Below are 21,183 nucleotides of genomic sequence, written 5' to 3'. Positions count from 1 at the left end.
GATGAACGCCAAAGACACACTCCCCACCGCCAACGCTGCCCTGCTGGAAATGCCCTTTGAAGGCTCCGAGCGCGCAGCCGGCCTGATCGACGCGCTCAACGCCTTCATCCACGGCGAACTGGCCGACCTCGCCCGCGCGCATGGTGTGGACCATGAAAACAGCGCCTCCACCGATTTGCTGCGCCAGGTCTGGAAGCTGTCGCATGCGCGCGGCTTCTACGGCATGACCCTGCCCGAGGCCATGGGCGGCGCCGGCCTGTCCGTGCTCGACCAGGTGCTGGTCAAGGAGGCCATCTACGCCACGGGATCGCCCTTCGCGCCCCATGTGCTGGGCGAACTCAGCGGCCCGCCGCGCATAGGCGCGCTGATCCGCAAGGCCACGCCCTTGCAGATGGAGCAGTTCATCCTGCCCGTGGCACGCGCCGAAAAGTCCATCTGCTTTGCGCTGACCGAGGCGGCGGCCGGCTCGGACGCGGGCGCGCTGGAGACGCGCGCCGTGCTGGAAGGCGACCATTACGTGCTCCACGGCCGCAAGCGCTTCATCTCGGGCTCGCCGTTTGCCGACTTCGCCGTGCTCATGGCCTCGACCGCGCCCGAGGGCAGCCCGCAGCGCGAGATCAGCGCCTTCTTCGTGGACCTGCATGCACCGGGTGTGCAGGTGGTCAGCGGCTACAAGACCATGGCCGGTCAATCGAGCACGGGAGACATCGTGCTCGACGGCTGCCGCGTGCCCGCTGCCCAGTTGATCGGCGAGCCGGGCCGGGGCCTGGCCCTGGCGCTGGGCCGCATCACCGTCAACCGCCTGCTGCACTGCCCGGCCATGATGGGGCTGGCGCAGGTGGCGCTGCGCGATGCGCGTGACTATGCGCTGGGGCGCCAGCAATTCGGCCGCAGCATTGCCCAGTTCCAGTCCATACAGCACATGCTGGCCGACATGGCCACCGAATGGATGGCCGCGCGCGCGCTGATGGTGCAGACGGCCCGCGCCATCGACGCCGGCATCGACGCGCGCGCCCAGGCCTCGATGAGCAAGCTGTTCTGCTCGGAGACGGCGTTCCGCATCGCCGACCGCGCCGTGCAGATCCATGGGGGCGAAGGCATCGTCCAGGGCCGGCGCGTGGAATTCCTGTTCCGCATGCTGCGCATGTACCGCGTGCTCACGGGCACCAGCGAGATACAGCGCAACACCATCGCCAAGGAGCTGCTGGAGCGGGCCGGCGCCTGAGGCTGACCGGCAGCCCCAGCACTCCCCCAGCAAACAGAAAAGACAAAAGACCAGGAGACAAAGCCATGCCACACATCACCAGCAGCGGCCAGGACCGCCGCCAATTCCTGCGGGCTGCAGGCGCCGCATCGCTTGCGGCAGGCCTGCCCTGGGCCGCCACAGCCTCCGCGCACGACAGCGCCTGGCCCACGCGCCCCATCAAATGGGTGGTGCCCTACCTGGCCGGCACCAGCCCCGACACGGCCGCGCGCATCGTGGCCGAGGCGCTGTCGGCCCAGCTGGGCCAGCCCGTGGTGATAGACAACCGCGCCGGCGCGGGCGGCAACATCGGCGCCCGCCAGGTGGCCAAGGCACCGGCGGACGGCTACACCCTGTTGTACTCGGGCTCGCCCATGGCCGCCGCCATGCGCATGTACAAAAGCCCCGGCTACGACGTGTTCAAGGACTTCCGCCATGTGCTGGGTATGTCGCGCTCGGACATCCTGGTCGTCGTGCATGCCGACTCGGGCATGCGCACGCTGGATGACCTGGCCGCCCGCGCCAAGGCCAGGCCGGGCGCGCTGGACTATGCCTCGGGCGGCGTGGGCACGCCATCGCACCTGGGAGTGGAGATGCTGGCCTCCAGCATGGGCCTGCAGGTCAACCATGTGCCCTACAAGGGCGCGTCCGAGCTGGTCAATGCCGTGCTGGGCCAGCAGGTGGCCTTCGGCGCCCCGCTGTTTTCCGTGGCCTATCCCCAGGTGCTGGCGGGCAGGCTGGTGCCGCTGGCCATTGCCGGCCCCCAGCGCAACGCCAAGCTGCCCCAGGTGCAGACCCTGGCCGAGCTGGGCGTGCCCGACGTCAACCTCACGTCCTGGGGCGGTGTGTCCGTGCCGGCCGCCACGCCCGAGGCCATCGTCCAGCGGCTGCGCACGGCACTGGAGGAGGTGCTCAGGCAGCCCAAGGTCATCGCCTTGCTGGAGCAGGAAGGCGGCAAGGTCGCCATCACCAGCGCCGAAGCCTATGCCAAGGGCTTCGAGCGCGAGATCCAGTTCACCCAGTCCATGATGCAGCGCGTGGGCATACAGCCGATCTAGGGCCTGGTACCAGGGCTTTGCACCGTGGCTGGGCACGGGCATGGCGGGCGGCAATCCTGCCCTGGCGCAATCGCTGGGATAATCCTGCCCATTCATGATCAGCCTTCGCAACATTACCCTGCGCCGCGGCACCCGCGTGCTGCTGGACAGCACCTCCGTCTCCATCAACCCCGGTGAAAAAGTCGGCCTTGTCGGACGCAATGGCGCCGGCAAGTCCAGCCTGTTCGCCCTGCTCAACGGCAGCCTGGCCGAGGACGGTGGAGAGTTCTCCATCCCTTCTCAATGGCGCCTGGGCCAGGTCGCGCAGAACATGCCCGAGACCTCGGAGACGGCCACCCAGTTCGTGCTGGACGGCGACACCCGCCTGAGCGAGCTCAACGCCCAGCTCGCGGCCGCCGAGGCCAGCGAGGACGGCATGGCCATCGCCCACGCCCACGTGGACCTGGCCGATGCCGGCGCGCACGACGCCGTGCCGCGCGCACAGGCCCTGATCCTGGGCCTGGGCTTCAAGGTCTCCGAGCTGGAGCACCCCGTCAACAGCTTCTCCGGCGGCTGGCGCATGCGCCTGCAGCTGGCGCGCGCGCTGATGTGCCCCTCCGACCTGCTGCTGCTGGACGAGCCCACCAACCACTTGGACCTGGACGCCCTGGTCTGGCTGGAAGCCTGGCTCAAGCGCTACCCCGGCACCCTGGTCGTGATCAGCCATGACCGCGAATTCCTGGACGCCATCACCAACACCACGCTGCACATCGAAAACGCGCAGGTCACGCGCTATGGCGGCAACTACAGCAAGTTCGAGGAACTGCGCGCCCAGCAGATGCTGCTGCAGCAGGCTTCGTTCGAGCGCCAGCAGGAAAAGATCGCCCACCTGCAAAAATTCATCGACCGCTTCAAGGCCAAGGCCTCCAAGGCCAAGCAGGCGCAAAGCCGCGTCAAGCAGATCGAGCGCATGGAAAAGGTCGCGCCCATGCTGGCCAGCGCCGATTTCACCTTCGAGTTCAAGCCGCCGGCCAACCTGCCCAACCCCATGCTGGCGATCACGGACGCCGCATTCGGCTACCTGGACGACGAAGGCCAGGCGACCACCATCCTGCGCGGCGTCAACCGCTCGGTGCTGGCGGGCCAGCGCATCGGCATCCTGGGTGCCAACGGCCAGGGCAAGTCCACCCTGGTCAAGACCATCGCGCGCGAGATGAAGGCCCTGGCCGGCACCGTGACCGAAGGCAAGGGCCTGAACATCGGCTACTTCGCCCAGCAGGAACTGGACGTGCTGCGCCCCGGCGAAAACCCGATGGAGCACATGATCCGCCTGGCACGGGACACCGGCGCCACCGGCCCGCAGGCGCGCGAGCAGGACCTGCGCAGCTACCTGGGTACGTTCAACTTCAGCGGCGACATGGTCAAGCAGGCCGTGGGCAGCATGAGCGGCGGCGAGAAGGCGCGCCTGGTGCTGGCCATGATCGTCTGGCAGCGCCCCAACCTGCTGCTGCTGGACGAGCCCACCAACCACCTGGACCTGGCCACGCGCGAGGCCCTGGCCATGGCCATCAACGACTTCGACGGCACCGTCATGCTGGTCAGCCACGACCGCGCCCTGCTGCGCTCGGTCTGCGAGGACTTCTGGCTGGTCGGCCGTGGGGTGGTCGGCCCCTTCGACGGCGACCTGGACGACTACCAGCGCTACCTGCTGGAAGAATCCCGCCGCCTGCGCGAGGAAGCCCGCAAGGCCGAACAGGCGGCTGCGGCCACCAGCAAGGCGGCAGCGCAGGTGGAGCCCGCAGCAGCTGCAGCACCTGCAGTGCAGGCCCCCGTGGCTGCTGCGCTGGCCCCGGCTCCCGCTGCCCCGCCCACGCCGCCGGCCGCCAGCGCCGGAGACCAGCGCGAGCAACGGCGCCTGGCCGCCCTGGCCCGCCAGCAGATGGCCGAGAAGACCCGGCCGTTCAAGAAGGAACTGGAACAGCTGGACAAGCGCCTGCCCCAGCTGCAGGCCGAACGCACGCGGCTGGAGGGCCTGCTGAGCCAGCCCATCTCGCCCGCCGAGATGGCCGAGGCAGGCCGCAGCCTCAAGGCCTGCAACGAGGAGATCGACAGCCTGGAGGAACGCTGGCTGGAACTGAGCGAGCAGATCGAGCAGCTGTCGGCCGCGATGTCCGACTGATTCCAGTCGTTCTCGAAAACCAGGCGGTCCCATTGGACCGCCTGCCACAAGCGTCGTCCTGCGTGAAGACGGCGCTCCACTTCGGCCCAGCCGAAGTGCGCCCCTGAGGCCCCTCCCTCTCCCAACGCCCCCGCACTCCCCCGCAGCCAGCGGAACGCATGGATCGTTCGGTTCAGGGTTTCCCCTGAATGAAAGATTTCATTCCTAAAAAATAATGGATGAAAGAGACCATTCAATTTCATTCATTCATGGAACTCCACCCCCACCCCGCCGTACAGGAACTGCTGCGCGCCAGCGTCGATGGCTCGCCCGCCGTCGCCCGGGTCGGCCGCTGGATGGCCGCGCATCCGGTCCTGGCCGTCACGCTGAGCGCCGAGGAAGTGGCCAATGCCTGCGGAGGCTCCCTGGCTGCCGTCAACCGCTTCGCCAAGCACGCCGGCTACGAAGGCTTTGCCGATCTGCGCCTGCACCTGGGCCGCCAGCTGCAACAGGCCCTGGAGCCCGTGAACAAGCTGCGCGCGGCGCACGAGCCTGCCGCAAGCGCCTTGGGAGCGCAGGCCTTCGAGCACACGCAGCGCAATCTGCAGGCGGCCGCACAGGCCTGCGACCCCGGCCTGCTCGATCAACTGGCCCAGCGCATCTGCCGCGCGCGGCGCGTCCTGTTCATGGGCTTTGGCAGCTCCCACCATGTGGCAGCCTTTGGCGCCGACGCGCTGCAGCCCTATCTGCCCCAGGTGCTGGAAGTGGCCTGCGCAGGCGGCACGGAGCAAGCCGTCCGGCGCATGACGGGGCTGACGGAGCAGGACGTGCTGATCGCGATCTCGCTGCCGCGCTACTCACGCGAAGCGGTGGAGCTGACGGCGCATGCGCGCCAACGGGGCGCCCTGACCATCGCCATCACCGACGAGGCCACCAGCCCGCTGGCCGGCCAAGCCGACTACGTGCTGCTGGCCCCTGCCGCCCACCCTCTGCTCCCATCGTCGGTGCTGGCGGCCATGGCCATGGTCGAAGCGCTGGCCACCCAGGTCATCCGCTCCACGCCCCAGGCAGTGCGCAGCCTGGTCGAACTGTCCGAGTCGGTGCTTCCCTACCTGACACCGGACAGCAGCCCCGCTTCACCTGCGGCGAGCAAGCCGCAACCCCAGGCCCCCCATCCCGCCGCAAAGGACTCCGCATGAATGCCCCTGCCCGTTTCCGCTCTCTTTTCGCCTCGATGGCCGCCGCGGCCACGCTCGCTGCCGCGCCGGCCCACGCAGGCAAGACGCTGGATGGCATCAAGCAGCGCGGCGCCGTGGCCTGCGGTGTGCACACGGGGCGCGCAGGCTTTGCGCTGGCCGACGGCAGCGGCAACTGGTCCGGGCTGGACGTGGATCTGTGCCGCGCCGTGGCGGCCGCCACCCTGGGCGACGCCACCAAGGTGAAATTCATCCCCACCAGCGGCCAGACACGCATCACGGCGCTGCAGTCCGGCGAGATCGATCTGCTGGCACGCAACACTACCTGGACTTTCACACGCGACAACGGCCTGGGCCTGATGTGGGCGGGCATCAATTTCCACGACGGCCAGGGCTTCATGGCCAGGAAGAAGCCCGGCCTGAACAGCGTCAAGCAGCTCTCTGGCGCCACCATCTGCGTGATCAGCGGATCCACCACGGAAAAGACCCTGTCGGAGTACTTTCGCGCCCACAAGCTCAACTACAAGGCGGTGGTGTTCGACAACCCCGAAGCGGCCCTGCAGGCCTTCAGCAGCGGACGCTGCCAGGCCTATACAGGCGACCTCGGCGCCCTGGCCGTGCTGCGCGGCAAGGAGCTGGCCAACCCCGACGACTACGTGATCCTGCCCGAAGTCATCTCCAAGGAGCCGGCCGGCCCGGCCGTGCGCCGCGGTGACGACGAATGGTTCGCCGTCGTGCGCTGGACACTCAACGCCATGATCGAGGCCGAGGAACTGGGCATCACCCAGGCCAATGCCGACGAGCTCAAGACCCGCTCCGACAGCATCCAGGTCAAGCGTTTCCTGGGCCAGAGCGACGACCTGGGCAAGCAGCTGGGGCTGGACAGGGAATGGGCGCTGCGCATCGTCAAGGCCGTGGGCAACTATGGCGAGAGCTATGAGCGCAACCTGGGCGCCAGGTCGGGCCTGAACGTGCCGCGCGGCAAGAACGCGCTGTTCACCAAGGGCGGCCTGATGATGTCGCCGCCGATGAACTGACGCGCCGAGGGCACCCTGCCATGAACGCCGCGAACGCTGTGGATGCTGCGAAAGCCGTGAATGCCATCGACGCCGGGGCACGGCAGCCACCGGCCCCCACCCGGCCACGCTGGGGCCGGCTGGCCTTGCAGCTCGCCATCGGCTGGCTGCTGATATTGCTGCTGGGCTGGCTGGCGCACAACGCCAGCCGCAACATGGCCGCGCGCGGCATTGCCGGGGGCTTCGGCTTTCTGGAGCAGACGGCCGGCTTTTCCATCTCCGAAGGGCTGCTGCCCTACGAGCCCGGCGACAGCTACCTGCGTGCGGTCGCAGCCGGCGTGGCCAACACGGTTCGCGCCGCCGTGCCCGCGCTCGTGCTGGCCACCGTGCTGGGCCTGCTGCTGGGCGTGGCCGCCGTGGCAAGGCATCCGCTGCTGCGCGGCGCCGTGCGCCTCTATGTCGATGTGGCGCGCAACATCCCGCTGCTGGTGCAGGTGCTGCTGTGGTATTTCGCGCTGACTTCGCTGCTGCCCGATGAGGACCACCCTCTGGCCATCGGCCCCCTGGGCTTTCTGAGCAAGGCGGGGCTGGCCCTGCCCGGCCCGGTGTACGACAGCGCGGCGGGCTGGCACTGGAGCTCGCCGCAGCCGGGCATGTTCGGCATCGACGGAGGACTGGCGCTGACGCCGGAATTCCTGGCCCTGGTGGGAGCCCTCGGCCTGTATGCCGCCGCCTATTGCGCGGAAATCGTGCGCGCCGGTCTGCAGGCCGTGCCGCGCGGGCAATGGAATGCCGCCTCGGCCCTGGGCATGCGCCGCGGCCAGCAGTTGCGCCTGGTCGTGCTGCCGCAGGCCCTGCGGGTGATCATTCCCCCCTATACCAACCTGGCGCTCAGCACCATCAAGAACTCCTCGCTGGCCGTGGCCATCGGCTACCCCGACGTGGTGATGGTCGCCAACACCGCCATGAGCCAGACCGGCCAGGCCATCGAATGCGTGACCATCATCGCGGTGGTCTACCTGGCCATCAACCTGCTGACCTCGCTGGCATTGAATGCCTTCAACCAGCGCAGTGCCTTCATCACACGCTAGCCGGGAAAGACCTGCCCATGAGTGCCGTACTCCGCGCACCGGCCCTGCCGGTGGCCCCGCCCCGGGTTCCGCTGGCACAGCGCCTGCGCGCCAGCCTGTTTCCAGATGCGCTCTCCGGGCTCATCACCGCCACGCTGCTGCTGGCCGCGCTGTGGGCAGGCTGGAAGCTGCTGGCCTGGGGCCTGCTCAACGCCGAAACCGCAGCCAACCCCGACACATGCCGCGCTGCGGCCGGCGCCTGCTGGGGCGTGGTGCGCGAGAAATACCGCCTGGTATTCCTGGGCCGCTATCCCGTGGCAGAGCAATGGCGCCCCGTCGCCGCCAGCCTTTGGCTGCTGGGCAGCGTGGGCGTGGCGGCGCTACCGCGCTTCTTCGGCCGCGCCGGCATGGCAATGCTGCTGGCCGGGTTGACCGGCTTTGGCGCGCTGATGGCGGGCGGTGTGGCCGGCCTGGCACCCGTGCCCAGCGATCTGTGGGGCGGCCTGCCGCTGACCCTGTTCCTTGCCGTGATCGCCTGCCTGGCCGGCGTTCCGCTGGGCATCCTGCTGGCGCTGGGCCGGCGCTCCAGCCTGCCCTTGATCCGCATCCTGTGCACGGGCTTCATCGAGGCCGTGCGCGGCGTGCCCCTGATCACACTGCTGTTCTTCGGGGCCTTCGTGCTGCCCATGCTGGTGCCCGCGCAATGGAGGGTAGACCCCATGGTCCGCATCGCCGTCTGCCTGGCGGCCTTCAGCGCGGCCTATCTTGCCGAGGTGTTTCGCGGCGGGCTGCAGGCCGTGCCCCAAGGCCAGGTCATGGCGGCCCAGGCCATGGGCTTCACCAGGGTGCAGGTGCTGCGCCACGTGGTCCTGCCGCAGGCGCTGCGCGTGACCATCGCGCCCACGGTGAGCAACTTCATCGGCGCGGTGAAGGACACCTCCCTGGTGGCGATCGTGAACATCTACGACATCACTGGCTCCCTGAAGATGGCCATGAGCGCCCCCCACTGGATTGCGTACTTCGTGGAGATGTACATGGTGGTCTGTGCCGTCTACCTGCTCATCGGCCTGGGCATCGCCCGCTATGGCCGCTTCCTGGAATCGCGCTACGCACTCCAATGAACATGCCCCAGAACTCCCGAAAATTTTCCATTGCCGTGCACGGCGGCGCAGGCACCGTCATCCAGGGCCAGGCCGACGAGGCCCCTTACCACGCCGCGCTGGCCCAGGCGCTGGAGGCGGGCGCCGCCCTGCTGCGGCGCGGCGCCAGCGCGCTGGACGCCGTCCAGGCCGCGTGCCAGTCCCTGGAAGACTGCCCGCTGTTCAATGCCGGGCGCGGCTCCGTCTACACACGCGACGCGCGCCACGAGATGGACGCCGGCCTGATGGACGGCAGCAACCTGCGGGCCGGCGCAGTCGCTTCCGTCAGCCAGGTGCGCAATCCGATTGCGCTGGCACGGCATGTTCTTGACGACGGCCAGTGCGTGCTCCTGGTCGGCGAAGGGGCGCAGCGGTTTGCCGATGAGCGCGGGCTGGCGCGGATGGATGCAGGCTACTTCGAATCTGCCGAGCGCCTGGCACAGCTGCGCCGGGTGCAGGCGCAATCCGGCCAGACCGCGCTGCTGGACCACGACGCCAGCGGACTGGCGGCGCACCCTGCTCCGCTGAACGAGAACGGCAAGATGGGCACGGTCGGCGCCGTGGCGCGCGATGTGCATGGCAACCTGGCCGCGGCGGCATCCACCGGCGGGCTGACCAACAAGCGCCCCGGGCGCGTGGGCGACACGCCTGTGGTGGGCGCAGGTTTCTACGCCGACAGCACCACCTGCGCCGTGGCGGCCACCGGAACCGGCGAGCATTTCCTGCGCGCAGCCATCGCGCACGACATCCATGCGCGCATGCGCTACCTGGGGCAAAGCCTGGAACTCGCAGCCGACGCCGCAGTGCGGGGCACGCTGACACACATCGGTGGCCAGGGCGGCGTGGTGGCCGTGGACAGCGACGGACGCGTGCACTGCCCCTTCAACAGCGCCGGCATGTACCGCGGCTACATCGTGGACGACGCGCCTGCCGTGACCCTGATTTTTGCCTGATGGACGTTTTCACCCCGGGTTGACCTGTGCCCACGCATTGCGGGCAACGAGGCGTAACAGCATCGACATCGGCCCGCCACGCCCGTAAGCCTCTGTCAGGAAACGGATTTTTTCTCACCTCGCCAGAAATCTGTCTTCAAACTGACAGATCCCCACCTCCAGGCTTGCAATTGCTTGCGTCCTGGGGCAATCCCTGAGTCAACCTGCCGCCACTGCCCCGCGTTGAACACGCAAAGGAGTGACTGCAATGACCGACATCTTTTCCCACACCGCCCTGCAGACCCGCTTTGCAGCCGCTGCGCTGGCCCAAGCTGTCTGGCCATGGGATGACCGTGACCGCAAGCGCGGCCCCCGCAGCGCTTGAAAACCGGGTCACGAAAAAGTTTCGACTTCCTTCGAAAATTTTTTAAAAACCTGTCAACCAGCTGAATCCAGCCCGCGTTAAGAGAGCAATACAGGAGAAGTTTCCATGCAAACGAACGCCATCATGTCCATCTGGCCCGAAGACGAACGCGATCGCAAGCGCTGAGGCGCTGGCTGGCGCACTCGGTGCCCCAGTCTCTGACACCACCGGTCTGACGGCCTTCCGTGCAGACCCCCTCTTCCACAGAACCCGCTTCAGCGGGTTTTGTCATTTCTGGGCCATTTGCCGCGGGGCTGCCCTACAAAAAAGGAGCCCGGAGGCTCCTTTGCAGTGCGAACCCTTGCAGGTTCAATGCATGTGCAGGCCACCGTTGACCGAAAAATCGGCGCCGGTGGAATAGCCGCCTTCCTCCGAAGCCAGCCAAGCGATGATCGATGCGATCTCGCTGGGCTCGCCCAGGCGCTTGACGGGGATGGTGCCCACGATCTTCTCCAGCACGTCGGGACGGATGGCCTTGACCATGTCGGTGCCGATGTAGCCGGGGCTCACGGTGTTCACGGTCACGCCCTTGGTGGCCATCTCCTGCGCCAGCGCCATGGTGAAGCCGTGCATGCCCGCCTTGGCGGCCGAGTAATTGGTCTGCCCGGCCTGGCCCTTGGCGCCATTGACCGAGCTGATGTTGATGATGCGGCCCCAGCCCTTTTCCACCATGTCGCCCACGACCTGCTTGGTCACGTTGAACATGGAGTTGAGGTTGGTCTCGATGACGGCCTGCCAGTCTTCGGGCGTCATCTTGATGAACATGCGGTCACGCGTGATGCCGGCATTGTTGACCAGCACATCGATGCTGCCGTGCTCGGCCTTGGTCTTGCTGAAGGCTTCGACGGTGGAAGCCCAGTCGCCCACATTGCCCACCGATGCATGGAAGGTGAAACCCAGCGCCTTTTGCTCGTCAAGCCACTTCTGGAAGTCGCGCGACGGACCACAACCTGCGATGACCTTGAAGCCTTCCTTGTGCAGACGCTGGCAGATGGCCGTTCCGATGCCTCCCATTCCCCCTGTGACATACGCTACTTTTTGAGCCATTCTTCTCTCCTGTCAATCAATGGTTGCTTCAGATCAATCTATCCATGACAACCGGAACATTGACGCCGGTTATCGCCAAGGGTGCCTGAGCCTCTGGGCCCGGCCCCCTCGCATGGCTAGTATGCAGCGCGTGCGCTGCGCCCCTCTTCGGGCAGGCCCTAGTCAAGCCTAGGATCTACCCTGAAAGCTTGCTAACGTTTTCCCGGAGCCTTTCAGACGCGCTCCACGGTCATGGCCACGCCCATGCCGCCGCCGATGCACAGGCCGGCCAGACCCTTCCTGGCGCCGCTGCGCTGCATCTCGTGCAGCAGGGTCACCAGGATGCGGGCGCCCGATGCGCCGATGGGGTGGCCGATGGCAATGGCCCCGCCGTTGACGTTGACCTTGGCCGGGTCGATGCCCAGCTCCTGGTTCACCGCACAGGCCTGTGCCGCGAAGGCTTCGTTCAGCTCGAACAGGTCCACGTCCTGCGCAGACCAGCCGGCGCGCTGCAGCGCCTTGCGCGAGGCGAACACCGGGCCCAGGCCCATGGTGGCGGGGTCCAGACCGCTGGTGGCATAGGAGACGATGCGCGCCAGCGGCGTCAGGCCCAGGGCCTTGGCCTTGGAGGCGCTCATCACCACCACGGCGGCGGCGCCGTCGTTCAGGCCCGAAGCATTGCCGGCCGTCACCGAGCCGGCCTTGTCGAAGGCCGGACGCAGGCCTGCCAGCGCCTCGGCGTTGGTCTTGCGGTTGATGTACTCGTCGGCCGCAAAGACCACGGGATCGCCCTTGCGCTGGGGAATGCTGACGGGAACGATCTCATCCACGAACTTGCCGGCGTCCTGCGCGGCCGTGGCCTTTTGCTGGCTGGCCAGGGCCAGGGCGTCCTGCTGTTCGCGGCTGACGCTCTTTTCCTTGGCCACGTTCTCGGCCGTGATGCCCATGTGGTACTGGTTGTAGACGTCCCACAGGCCGTCCACGATCATGGTGTCGGCCATCTTCCACTCGCCCATGCGCTGGCCGTCGCGCGAGCCCGGCAGCACGTGGGGGGACAGGCTCATGTTCTCCTGGCCGCCGGCCACGACGATCTCGCTGTCGCCCGTAGCCACGGCCTGGGCCGCCAGCATCACGGCCTTCAGGCCCGAGCCGCAGACCGCGTTGATGGTCAGGGCCGGGGTTTCCTTGGCGATGCCGGCCTTCATCATGGCCTGGCGTGCAGGGTTCTGGCCTGCGCCAGCGGCCAGCACCTGGCCCATGATGACTTCACCGACCTGGTCGGTGCCGACCTTGGCGCGGCTCAGAGCCTCGCGGATCACGATGGAGCCCAGTTCGGTGGCGGGGATCTTGGCAAGGGTGCCGCCGAACTTGCCAACGGCAGTGCGGACAGCGGAAACGATGACGATGTCTTCCATGATGACGGACCTTTCTTTGGACTCTTGAAGGGATGCCCGGGCACGCACTGCCGAAGCTGCGGCAGCGGCACCCTGCATTCAAGCCGCAGCGTTATTGCGCTGCAGCATCGAAACGATTGTGCCTCAGGCCTTGGCCAGCACGTAGCGGCCCGGGGCCGGCTCGATGGCCGTGTATTCCCTGCCCTTGCCGTACTGCTTTGGCGCCGCAACCAGCTTGCCGCCGTGCTCGGCCAGCCAGGGGCTCCAGTCGGCCCACCAGCTGCCGGGGTACTCGTCGGCGCCGGCCTGCCACTCCTTGAGCGTGGGCGGCAGCTGGCCGTCCTCGCGCAGCCAGTAGCTGCGCTTTTTCTTGGCCGGCGGATTGATCACGCCCGCGATGTGGCCGGATGCGCCCATGACGAAACGCTTGTCGCCACCCAGCACCTGGGTCGATGCATAGGAGCCGCCCACGGGCACGATGTGGTCCTCGCGCGAGCCGTAGATATAGGCCGGCAGGCGCAGCTGGTGCATGTCGATGCGCTCGCCGCAGACGGTCAGCGCACCGGGCTGGACCAGCTTGTTTTCCAGGTAGAGGTTGCGCAGGTACCAGGCGTAGTACGGGCCGGGCAGGTTGGTGCAGTCGCTGTTCCAGTACAGCAGGTCGAACGGCGGCGGTGTTTCGCCCTTGAGGTAGTTGCCCACCACGTAGTTCCAGACCAGATCGTTGGGACGCAGAAAGCTGAAGGTCGATGCCAGGTCCTGGCCCTTCATGAGGCCGCCCTCGCCCATCTGCATTTCGCGGAAGCGCACCACGGACTCATCGATGAAGACATCGAGGATGCCGGTGTCGCTGAAGTCGATGAAAGTGGTCAGCAGCGTGACGCTGGCCACGGGAAATGGCACGCCGGCCGGCGCCGTGGCGCGGGCTGTGGATGTGCGGGCGGCGCTGCGGCTGCCAGCCGCGCGCTTGGCTGGAGCCGCCTTGGCCGCCGGAGCAGCAGCTGCGCCATGCTCGCGGTCGTGGCGTGCCTGCAGCACGGCCAGCGCGGTGGACAGCATGGTGCCGCCCACGCAAAAGCCCAGCACGTTGATCTGCTCGGCTCCTGCGATCTCGCGTGCCACGCGGATGCCGGTGAGCACGCCGTCTTCGATGTAGTTGTCCCAGGTCTTGTGCGCCAGGCTGTCGTCGGGATTGCGCCAGCTCATCACGAAGGTGCGGTGGCCCTGGCTGACGGCATAGCGGATCAGCGAGTTGTCGGGCTGCAGGTCCAGGATGTAGAACTTGTTGATGCACGGCGGCACCATGAGGAAGGGACGCTCGTGCACCTTGTCCGTCAGCGGCTTGTACTCGATGAGCTGGAACAGCTCGTTCTCGAACACCACGGCGCCTTCGGTGGTGGCAACGTTCTTGCCCACGGTGAACAGGCTCTCGTCGGTCATGGAGACATGGCCCTGGCGCATGTCGGCCAGCAGGTTGGCCACGCCCAGGGCCAGGCTCTCGCCCTGGGTTTCGATGGCCTTCTTCTGCGCCTCTGCATTGAGTGCCAGGAAGTTGCTGGGCGACATGGCCGCCAGCCACTGTTCCACAGCGAAGCGCACGCGGTTGCGGGTCTTCTCGTCGGCCTGCACGGCCTCGGCCAGGCCCATGAGCATGCGGCTGTTGAGCAGATAGGTGGCTGCGGTGGCCGCCGTCAGCGGGTTGTCGGCCCAGGATTGGGTGTTGAAGCGCTTGTCCTTGGCCAGCAGCGCCTGGGCGCCGCCCTGCTCGCACATGGCCTTGGCGCCGTCCAGGTACTGGCGTTGCAGCTCCAGCAGCTTTTCGGGGTCCAGCGACAGCGCGTTCTCGGGCAAGGCGCCGGGTTCGGGGACTGCAGCCTTCCAGGCCTGGGCCATGTCCGGCATGCCCGCGCCCTGTGCTCCCGGCATTCCCGGTGATCCCATCTGCTGCAGTATCTGCAGCGTCCGGCTCCATTGCTCGTTCCAGAATTGCTGGATGGGTTGGCCTGGCAGGCCTGCGAGTGGGTCAAAATTCATGCTGCATCCTTGTTCGCGGATGCCGTTCGCAATAGCCTGGGGCTTGCGGGGCATCCGTTTTGATTGTGACCCAGGCGAGCCCCCCGTTGCCCGGCACAGCCCTCCACAAAAACCCGTGCCCGGTGCGCCTTTTTCGAATCGACCATGTATCTCGTTGTTATCGCCTGGTTGTATGTCACGCTGATGATGGCCGTGGCCGAAGCCGCCAGCCCCACGGGCAGAATACTCGGCGCCCTGGTCACTTTCGCACTGTATGGACTGCTGCCGCTGTCCATCGTGATCTACATCATGGGTACGCCCGCGCGCAACCGAAAGCGCCATGCGCGCGAACTGGCCGAGCGCCAGGCCTGGCTGGCGCAGCAGCAGGTCTCGCAGGGCACGGCGGACGCACCGGACGCGCCCGCGCCCTCAGTCCTTCCAGATGCAGGCGGCGAATCGGCCGCTGCTGCCCAGGCGGGCAGCGTCGCGCCGGTGCGAAAAGAACCGTGAGTCGTTGAGCACCGTGCACCATGCGTCGCTGCCGTCATTGCCATGGATGGCAGTGATGCCCAGCGCCGCCAGGCGCTGGCGCGCAAGCCCGGCCAGGCTGGCCAAGTACTTGGGGGTGCCCTCGCCCGCCTGAGGTATGGCGGTGAAATGCGCGGCGGCGGCGGCGTCATGCGCGATGAAGGCAGCTCGCACCTCGGCACCGACCTCAAAGGAACGCGGACCGATGCAAGGGCCCAGCCATGCCAGGGTCTGCGGCGCCACCTGCTCGGGCGCGGTCCGGAGCTGATCGGCAAAGCGCTTGAACAGAGACTGCAGCACACCGCCTGCCAACGGCTGACCCGCATGGCCAGGCGGCATTCCGGCCAGACCGCGCCAGCCCGCATGGGCCGCGCCCACCACGGCGCCGCTGCGATGGGCCAGCAGCACGGGCAGGCAATCGGCCACCATGATGGTGCAGACCACGCCCGAGGCGCTGGTCACGCAGGCATCGAAGGCCTGGCCCTGCGCGCTGCCTGCATCCAGTGCGATGACATCCACGCCATGCACCTGCTGCAGGAACACCGCGCAGGCATCCGGCGTATCCGCACGCACGATCTCCTGCAGGCGCTGGCGGTTGGCGCGCACGGCCTGGGGGTCGTCGCCCACATGGTCGCCCAGGTTCAGGCTGCCCCAGGGCGCCGTGCTGACGCCGCCTTCGCGCGAGGTGCACAGCGCGTGCACGCCGGGCGGCGCGGGCCAGTCGGGCACCAGCCAGGATGCGGGGATGGTGCCGGGGATGGAGTCAGGCCGGGCCGCGCTCATTCCGCGTCGGGGCAGGCCGAGGGATGGGCCTTCTGGAAGGCCGGCAGCGCCTCGCAGCGATCGACGATGGCCGCCAGGCGCGGCAGGCCGTCCAGGCTCACGTTGAAGCGGCGGCCGTTGAAGATCTGCGGCACCAGGCAGCAATCGGCCAGCGTGGGCGTGTCGCCCCAGCAAAACAGCGAAGGCGGCAGGCCGGCCGCCTCGCGCTCGGCGGCCAGCAGGTCCAGCTGGCGCTCGAAGGCCTCCAGGCCCGATCGCACCCAATGCACGTACCAGCCGCTCTTGGCCTCGTCGGAGACACCCAGGTTGCGCACCAGGTACTTGAGCACGCGCAGGTTGTTGAGCGGATGGATCTCGCAGGCCACCATCTGGGCCAGTGCGCGCACATGGGCACGGCCCAGGGCGTCACGCGGCAGCAGCGGTATTTCGGCATGGGTCTCATCGAGATATTCGATGATGGCCATGGACTGGGTCAGCCAGTGGCCGTCCTCGGTCTCCAGCGCCGGCACCAGCGCATCGCCGACATGCTGGGCATAGGCCGGCGCCTTGTGGTCGCCGCGCAGCAGGTGCACGGGTACGGATTCATAGTCCAGGCCCTTGATCTGCAGCGCAATGCGCACGCGGTAGGAGGCCGACGAGCGGAAGTAGGTGTGGAGCTTCATAGACCGCAAAGCATACCGTGCAGCAGCGCCGATGCATGGCACACTTGCGGCGGCGCCCAAGAGACAAGGCGCCAGAGGAACACCGACATGAGCTACGTTTTCAACCCGCCCGCCGTGGCCAGCGTACCCGTCCTGGGCCGCCCCGAGCGCTTCCCCGTGCACCGCATCTACTGCGTGGGCCGCAACTACGAAGAACACGCCAAGGAGATGGGCTTCACCGGCCGCGAGCCGCCCTTCTTCTTCCTCAAGCCTGCCGACGCCATCGTGCCCGTCGAGGCCGGCACCACGGGCACCATGCCCTACCCCACGCTGACCTCCAACCTGCACCACGAGATCGAGCTCGTCGTGGCCATCGGCAAGGCGGGCAAGAACATCCTGGCAGCCGATGCGCTGGACTACGTCTGGGGCTACGCCGTGGGCCTGGACATGACGCGCCGCGACCTTCAGAACGACATGAAGAAACAGGGCCGCCCCTGGTGCATCGGCAAGGCCTTCGAGCATGCCGCACCCATCGGCCCCATCACCCCGGCAGCCGAGGCCGGCGACATCGCCAAGGCCGCGATCTCGCTGCAGGTCAATGGCGCCGACCGCCAGCGCAGCGACATCGGCAAGCTGATCTGGAACATTGCCGAGACCATCGAGCACCTGTCGGCGGCCTGGGAACTGCAGCCCGGCGACCTGATCATGACGGGCACGCCCGAAGGCGTGGCCGCCGTGGTGCGCGGTGACCTGCTGGAAGGCCGCATCGACGGGCTGAGCCCCTTGAGCGTCAAGATCGCCTGAGTTTTCTCTGAGCCTGGCGACAGGCCGGCAAGGCAGCAGGGAGCACGCTCCCCGGCCTGCCGGCCTTTGTGTTTGAACCTACGGTCCGCCGCACGGAATGCCTTACTGCCTTCCGTCTGGCGGCGCTTTCACTTTCATGGTGTCGGCATGATTTTTCGCAGCCCCATCAAGTTCTGCCGAGCCTGCGGCACGGCGGTGGTCTACCGCCTTCCTGACGATGGCGACACGCGCGAGCGCGCCGTGTGCCCGCACTGCCACACCATCCACTACGAGAACCCGCTGAACGTGGTGGGCACCATCCCCGTGACCGACGACGGCCGCGTGCTGCTGTGCAAGCGCAACATCGAGCCGCGCCGGGGCCTGTGGACCCTGCCCGCAGGCTTCATGGAACTGGCCGAGACCACGGCACGCGGTGCCCAGCGCGAGACCGACGAGGAAGCCGGCGCCGACATCGAGATGGGGCCGCTGTTTTCCATCGTGGACGTGCCCAAGGTCAGCCAGGTCCATCTGTTCTACCGCGCCCGTCTGCGCAGCGAGCAGTTCTATCCCGGCCCCGAGACCATGGAGGCCCGCCTGTTTGCGCAGGCCGATGTTCCCTGGGAGGAACTGGCCTTCCGCACCGTGCGCGTGACGCTGGAGCGCTACTTCGCCGACCGGGCTGCCGGCCTGCTGGACGCGCACCGGGTGCACTCCATCGACCTGAGCCTGTAGGCCTGCACGGCCACCAGGCACCACCGTGCTGCACGGGGCGCCGGCGTACGCACTGCGGTGATGCCGGGCCATGCCCCGGTGTGGCACCGGACGGGCTGCGTGCGGGGTGCAGGCGGCGGTCCGTCACCCCTATGTCACCTTGCAGACACATTTAGTCACAAACTGGCCTCCTTCTTGCTCTTTGCATAGGGCTTTTCCCTGAGCGGAAAAGTTGGTTTACCGAACCTGAACCTGACTGCGGAGCGCCCCATGGCCACATCCCTGCCCACCGACCTGATTCTTCCCCACCTGCGGGAACTCAACCGCAACGCCGCCGACCTGCGCGAGATCCGGCTCATGTGGCGTCTCATCGAGGCTTCGGCCCGCATGCAGGCCTCGCAGCAGGGACAGGCCCTGGTGTCCATGCTGACCGACACGCGCCAGGGGTTGGAGCAGCTGGAGCAAGGCCTGCTGCAGTCGCAGCTGGCCCAGTCCGCGCAGGAAGCCATGGCCCAGCTGGGCATGCAGTCCAGCCATGCCATCGACCTGCTGGTGCGCAGCCTCTACGAGCGCACGGCCGATGTCGGCTTCCTGGCCGCCGATTCCGTGCTGTGCGAGGCCATGGCCCAGCTCGGCGATGGCGACATCCTGCTGGACATGGCCGCGGGCGGCCTGCACGCCTGGCAGGCTCCGCTGCAGCTGCACCTGCAGGCCTACCGTGCCAAGTACACGGTCTACGACGACATCCTGCTGCTGGACACCCAGGGCCAGGTCTGCGCACGCGCCCAGGCAGGCGACAAGCCGCTGCCGCCCTGCGCCGAGGGCTGGTTCCAGCAGTGCCTGCAGCAGGCCGGCCATGTCAGCCATTTCGGCGCCAGCTGCGTGCTGCCCGGCGCAGACCGCCTGATCTACGCGCAGCGCCTGCTGCATCCACGCACCATGGCGGTGCTCGGCGTGCTGTGCCTGAGCTTCGACTTCGCGGCCGAGATGCAGGCCATCTTTGCCTCGGGCGGGCCGCGCGCCCAGGTGGGACTGCTGCTGGATGCGGCTGGAGTGGTCATTGCCAGCAGCGATGACCACTGGATCGCCCCCGGCAGCCGCGTGCCCATGCACCACGGCGATGCCGTGCAGCCGCTGATCCACGCCGGCCGCACCTATCTGGTGCGTACGGCCCGCGCCCTGCCCTACCAGGGCTATGCGGGCCCCGAGGGCTGGCAGACCCAGGTCATGGCGCCGCTGGACCTGGCCTTCGCCACCCAGCAAAGGCCGCAGGTCCTGCAGGCACTGGAGCCTGCCATCGCCGAAGGACTGATGGCCCAGTCCCGGGGCTTTTGCCCGCCCCTGCACGCCATGGCACGCGCGGCCGACGACATACGCCGCGTGGTCTGGAACGGCCAGGTGCTGGCTGCCAGCCAGGCGCCGGAGTCCCCCGTGCAGGGCACGGCCCACCCGGACCCGCTGCAGGCCGTGCTGGAGCAGATGAGCGAGACCGGCGACCTGACCCATGCCGTGTTCACGCGCGCCATCCACGGCCTGCACGAGACGGCGCTGTCCACGCGGCTGCAGGAGCACACCACGCTGAACCGGCTGCTGATGGACCTGCTGGAGCGCAATCTCTACGAACGCGCCAACGATTGCCGCTGGTGGGCCCTGACGCCAGGCCTGCAGAAAGTGCTGCAAGACAACAGCGGCTGCCTGGCCCTGTCGGTACAGGCACACGACGCCGCGCAGCGTCTGCTGGAGCAGCTCAATGCGCTGTACACCGTCTATGCGCGCATTGCGCTGTATGACGCCCAGGGCCTGGTGCTGGCCTGCAGCCATGAGGACGAACCCGGTCTGCCGCTGTCACCCGGCGTGCGCGTGCAGGCCTCGGCACTGCAGGCCACCATGGCGCTGCGCGATGCCCAGGCCTATCACGTGCAGGAGCTGGACGATGGGGGCCTGCCCGTCCACGTCTACCACGCCGCATTGCGCGCCCCCTCAACCACCAATGGACATGGGCATGGGCAGGGCGCAGATCAGGGCCCCGCCATCGGCGGCATTGCCCTGCTGTTCCACACGCGCCGAGAACTGCAGGCCATGCTGCAGGCCGCTGCACCGGAGCAGTCCGAAGACGCCGGCCCCGAAGACCACGGCCTGCCCCGTTTGCCGATGGAGGCTTTCTACGTGGCACGCGACGGCCGCATCATCGCCGCCAGCCACGGCGGTCGGCCGCTGGGCAGTTGCATAGAAGGCGTGGCCGGGCTGGCAACGCTGGCCGATGGAGAGGTACGCAGCAGCATCGAGGAAATCGAAGGCCACTACTGCATCGTCGGCATGGCCGCCGGGCGCGGCTACCGCGAGTTCCGGCTGGACCAGGGCGCGGCACGCGATGCAAAGGAAAGCGCAACGGAGGACACACTGGCCGGCCTCGTCAGCCTGAGCCTTCAGCGGCTGGGGCCCGTGCATGCCGATGCGCGCAACCGCGCACTGCGCCTGGCGCCGGCCACGCGGCTGGATGGCTCGCGTCCTGTCGCGCGTGCGCTCGCCGCGCACGGCGGTGGCGATGCGCCGGTGGAACTGGCCAGCTTCTACGTGGGCGCCAGCCTGCTGGCCCTGCGCGCGGGCGATGTCTGCGAGGCCCTGCCCGCCAGCGCCATCTCGCCCGTGGCGGCAGGGCGGCTGCCGTTTTGCGTGGGTGCGCTGGCGCGGCGCAGCCAGGGCAGCGTCAGCGGCTATGTCTGGGTGTTCGACCTGGCCGCGCTGCTGCAGGGCCGGCCCGGCGTGGTCACCGAGCAGTCGCAGGTCATCGTGGTCCAGCACGGCGGCCTGCGCGTGGGGCTGCTGGTCAGCGCGCTGCAAGGCGTGCACCGGCTGCCGGCCAGCGCGCTGGTGGAATCGCCCATGCTCAGCGTGGCCTCCACGACGCCGGCCCTGGTGCGGGAGCTGGTGCATGCCGGCGCGGGCCTGCCGCTGATCCAGTGCCTGGATCCGGCTGCATTGATGCAACGGCTGCAGCCTTCGCGCGGCGCGGCGGCCAACGCAGACCGCAGCGCGGCAGCAGTGGAGCGCGAGGCGGCCTGGGATGCCCAGGCGGCATAGGGCGCGTT

At 68.0% G+C, this 21,183-nt stretch carries 17 protein-coding genes; 12 read left to right on the top strand and 5 right to left on the bottom strand.

Going from position 1 to position 21,183, the window contains the following annotated elements; translation table 11 throughout:
- Position 1: 1 nt before the first annotated feature.
- From HFGMBDPB_RS15980 to HFGMBDPB_RS15945, 8 genes are all read left to right on the top strand, one after another.
- Positions 2 to 1,225: an acyl-CoA dehydrogenase family protein gene (locus HFGMBDPB_RS15980; protein WP_160852512.1), complete on the top strand. Its 1,224-nt coding sequence runs from the start codon at positions 2 to 4 to the stop codon at positions 1,223 to 1,225.
- 65 nt (positions 1,226 to 1,290) lie between these two features.
- A complete protein-coding gene (locus HFGMBDPB_RS15975; protein WP_126312840.1) occupies positions 1,291 to 2,301 on the top strand; it encodes a tripartite tricarboxylate transporter substrate binding protein in 1,011 nt (336 codons plus the stop codon).
- Between the two features lie 94 nt (positions 2,302 to 2,395).
- A complete protein-coding gene (locus HFGMBDPB_RS15970) occupies positions 2,396 to 4,459 on the top strand; it encodes an ABC-F family ATP-binding cassette domain-containing protein (protein ID WP_203399435.1) in 2,064 nt (687 codons plus the stop codon).
- Between the two features lie 248 nt (positions 4,460 to 4,707).
- Positions 4,708 to 5,637, top strand: coding sequence for a MurR/RpiR family transcriptional regulator (locus HFGMBDPB_RS15965; RefSeq protein ID WP_239009378.1), 930 nt, complete (start codon positions 4,708 to 4,710; stop codon positions 5,635 to 5,637).
- On the top strand, positions 5,634 to 6,671 hold the full coding sequence (locus HFGMBDPB_RS15960; RefSeq protein ID WP_203399437.1) for an amino acid ABC transporter substrate-binding protein: 1,038 nt from the start codon (positions 5,634 to 5,636) through the stop codon (positions 6,669 to 6,671). Before HFGMBDPB_RS15965 ends, HFGMBDPB_RS15960 begins: the two co-directional genes overlap by 4 nt.
- A gap of 20 nt (positions 6,672 to 6,691) precedes the next feature.
- Positions 6,692 to 7,741, top strand: a complete 1,050-nt coding sequence (locus HFGMBDPB_RS15955; protein ID WP_212645767.1) for an amino acid ABC transporter permease — start codon at positions 6,692 to 6,694, stop codon at positions 7,739 to 7,741.
- A 17-nt stretch (positions 7,742 to 7,758) separates the two neighbouring features.
- Positions 7,759 to 8,841: an amino acid ABC transporter permease gene (locus tag HFGMBDPB_RS15950; protein WP_212645766.1), complete on the top strand. Its 1,083-nt coding sequence runs from the start codon at positions 7,759 to 7,761 to the stop codon at positions 8,839 to 8,841.
- Positions 8,838 to 9,812 (top strand): isoaspartyl peptidase/L-asparaginase family protein, encoded by a 975-nt coding sequence (locus HFGMBDPB_RS15945; protein ID WP_046982572.1) that lies wholly within the window; start codon positions 8,838 to 8,840, stop codon positions 9,810 to 9,812. Before HFGMBDPB_RS15950 ends, HFGMBDPB_RS15945 begins: the two co-directional genes overlap by 4 nt.
- A gap of 712 nt (positions 9,813 to 10,524) precedes the next feature.
- Here the strand turns inward: HFGMBDPB_RS15945 and phbB are convergent.
- The 3 genes from phbB to HFGMBDPB_RS15930 all read right to left on the bottom strand — a co-directional run bounded on the left by phbB (position 10,525) and on the right by HFGMBDPB_RS15930 (position 14,669).
- Positions 10,525 to 11,262 carry an acetoacetyl-CoA reductase gene (phbB, locus tag HFGMBDPB_RS15940; protein WP_016445929.1) on the bottom strand — a complete coding sequence of 246 codons (738 nt, stop codon included), beginning with the start codon at positions 11,260 to 11,262 and terminating at the stop codon, positions 10,525 to 10,527.
- Between the two features lie 212 nt (positions 11,263 to 11,474).
- Entirely contained in the window at positions 11,475 to 12,656 is a 1,182-nt protein-coding gene (locus tag HFGMBDPB_RS15935; RefSeq protein WP_016445928.1) for an acetyl-CoA C-acetyltransferase, read from the bottom strand.
- Positions 12,657 to 12,779: 123 nt separating this feature from the next.
- Positions 12,780 to 14,669 carry a PHA/PHB synthase family protein gene (locus tag HFGMBDPB_RS15930; protein WP_046982577.1) on the bottom strand — a complete coding sequence of 630 codons (1,890 nt, stop codon included), beginning with the start codon at positions 14,667 to 14,669 and terminating at the stop codon, positions 12,780 to 12,782.
- A 144-nt stretch (positions 14,670 to 14,813) separates the two neighbouring features.
- Between HFGMBDPB_RS15930 and HFGMBDPB_RS15925 the strand changes: the two genes are divergently transcribed.
- Complete coding sequence (locus tag HFGMBDPB_RS15925) at positions 14,814 to 15,158, top strand: hypothetical protein (RefSeq protein ID WP_212645765.1); 345 nt, start codon at positions 14,814 to 14,816, stop codon at positions 15,156 to 15,158.
- On the opposite strand, the gene HFGMBDPB_RS15920 is transcribed toward HFGMBDPB_RS15925, so the two are convergent.
- Together HFGMBDPB_RS15920 and maiA are read right to left on the bottom strand one after the other, a co-directional pair.
- A complete protein-coding gene (locus tag HFGMBDPB_RS15920) occupies positions 15,078 to 15,959 on the bottom strand; it encodes a purine nucleoside phosphorylase YfiH/LACC1 family protein (RefSeq protein WP_212645764.1) in 882 nt (293 codons plus the stop codon). The two genes, HFGMBDPB_RS15925 and HFGMBDPB_RS15920, sit on opposite strands and share 81 nt — an antisense overlap.
- A complete protein-coding gene (gene maiA, locus HFGMBDPB_RS15915) occupies positions 15,956 to 16,621 on the bottom strand; it encodes a maleylacetoacetate isomerase (protein WP_016445924.1) in 666 nt (221 codons plus the stop codon). Before maiA ends, HFGMBDPB_RS15920 begins: the two co-directional genes overlap by 4 nt.
- A gap of 87 nt (positions 16,622 to 16,708) precedes the next feature.
- Between maiA and HFGMBDPB_RS15910 the strand changes: the two genes are divergently transcribed.
- From HFGMBDPB_RS15910 to HFGMBDPB_RS15900, 3 genes are all read left to right on the top strand, one after another.
- Positions 16,709 to 17,404: a fumarylacetoacetate hydrolase family protein gene (locus HFGMBDPB_RS15910; protein ID WP_046982570.1), complete on the top strand. Its 696-nt coding sequence runs from the start codon at positions 16,709 to 16,711 to the stop codon at positions 17,402 to 17,404.
- A 147-nt stretch (positions 17,405 to 17,551) separates the two neighbouring features.
- Complete coding sequence (locus HFGMBDPB_RS15905; RefSeq protein WP_016453500.1) at positions 17,552 to 18,115, top strand: NUDIX hydrolase; 564 nt, start codon at positions 17,552 to 17,554, stop codon at positions 18,113 to 18,115.
- A 249-nt stretch (positions 18,116 to 18,364) separates the two neighbouring features.
- A complete protein-coding gene (locus HFGMBDPB_RS15900) occupies positions 18,365 to 21,175 on the top strand; it encodes a chemotaxis protein CheW (protein ID WP_047218127.1) in 2,811 nt (936 codons plus the stop codon).
- The last annotated feature ends 8 nt before the right edge of the window (positions 21,176 to 21,183 follow it).

It is taken from the genome of Delftia sp. PE138 (assembly GCF_018320755.1).
Taxonomy (GTDB): domain Bacteria; phylum Pseudomonadota; class Gammaproteobacteria; order Burkholderiales; family Burkholderiaceae_C; genus Comamonas; species Comamonas tsuruhatensis.
Note: the sequence above shows the minus strand (reverse complement) of the source record. Positions and strands in the feature narration are given on the sequence as shown.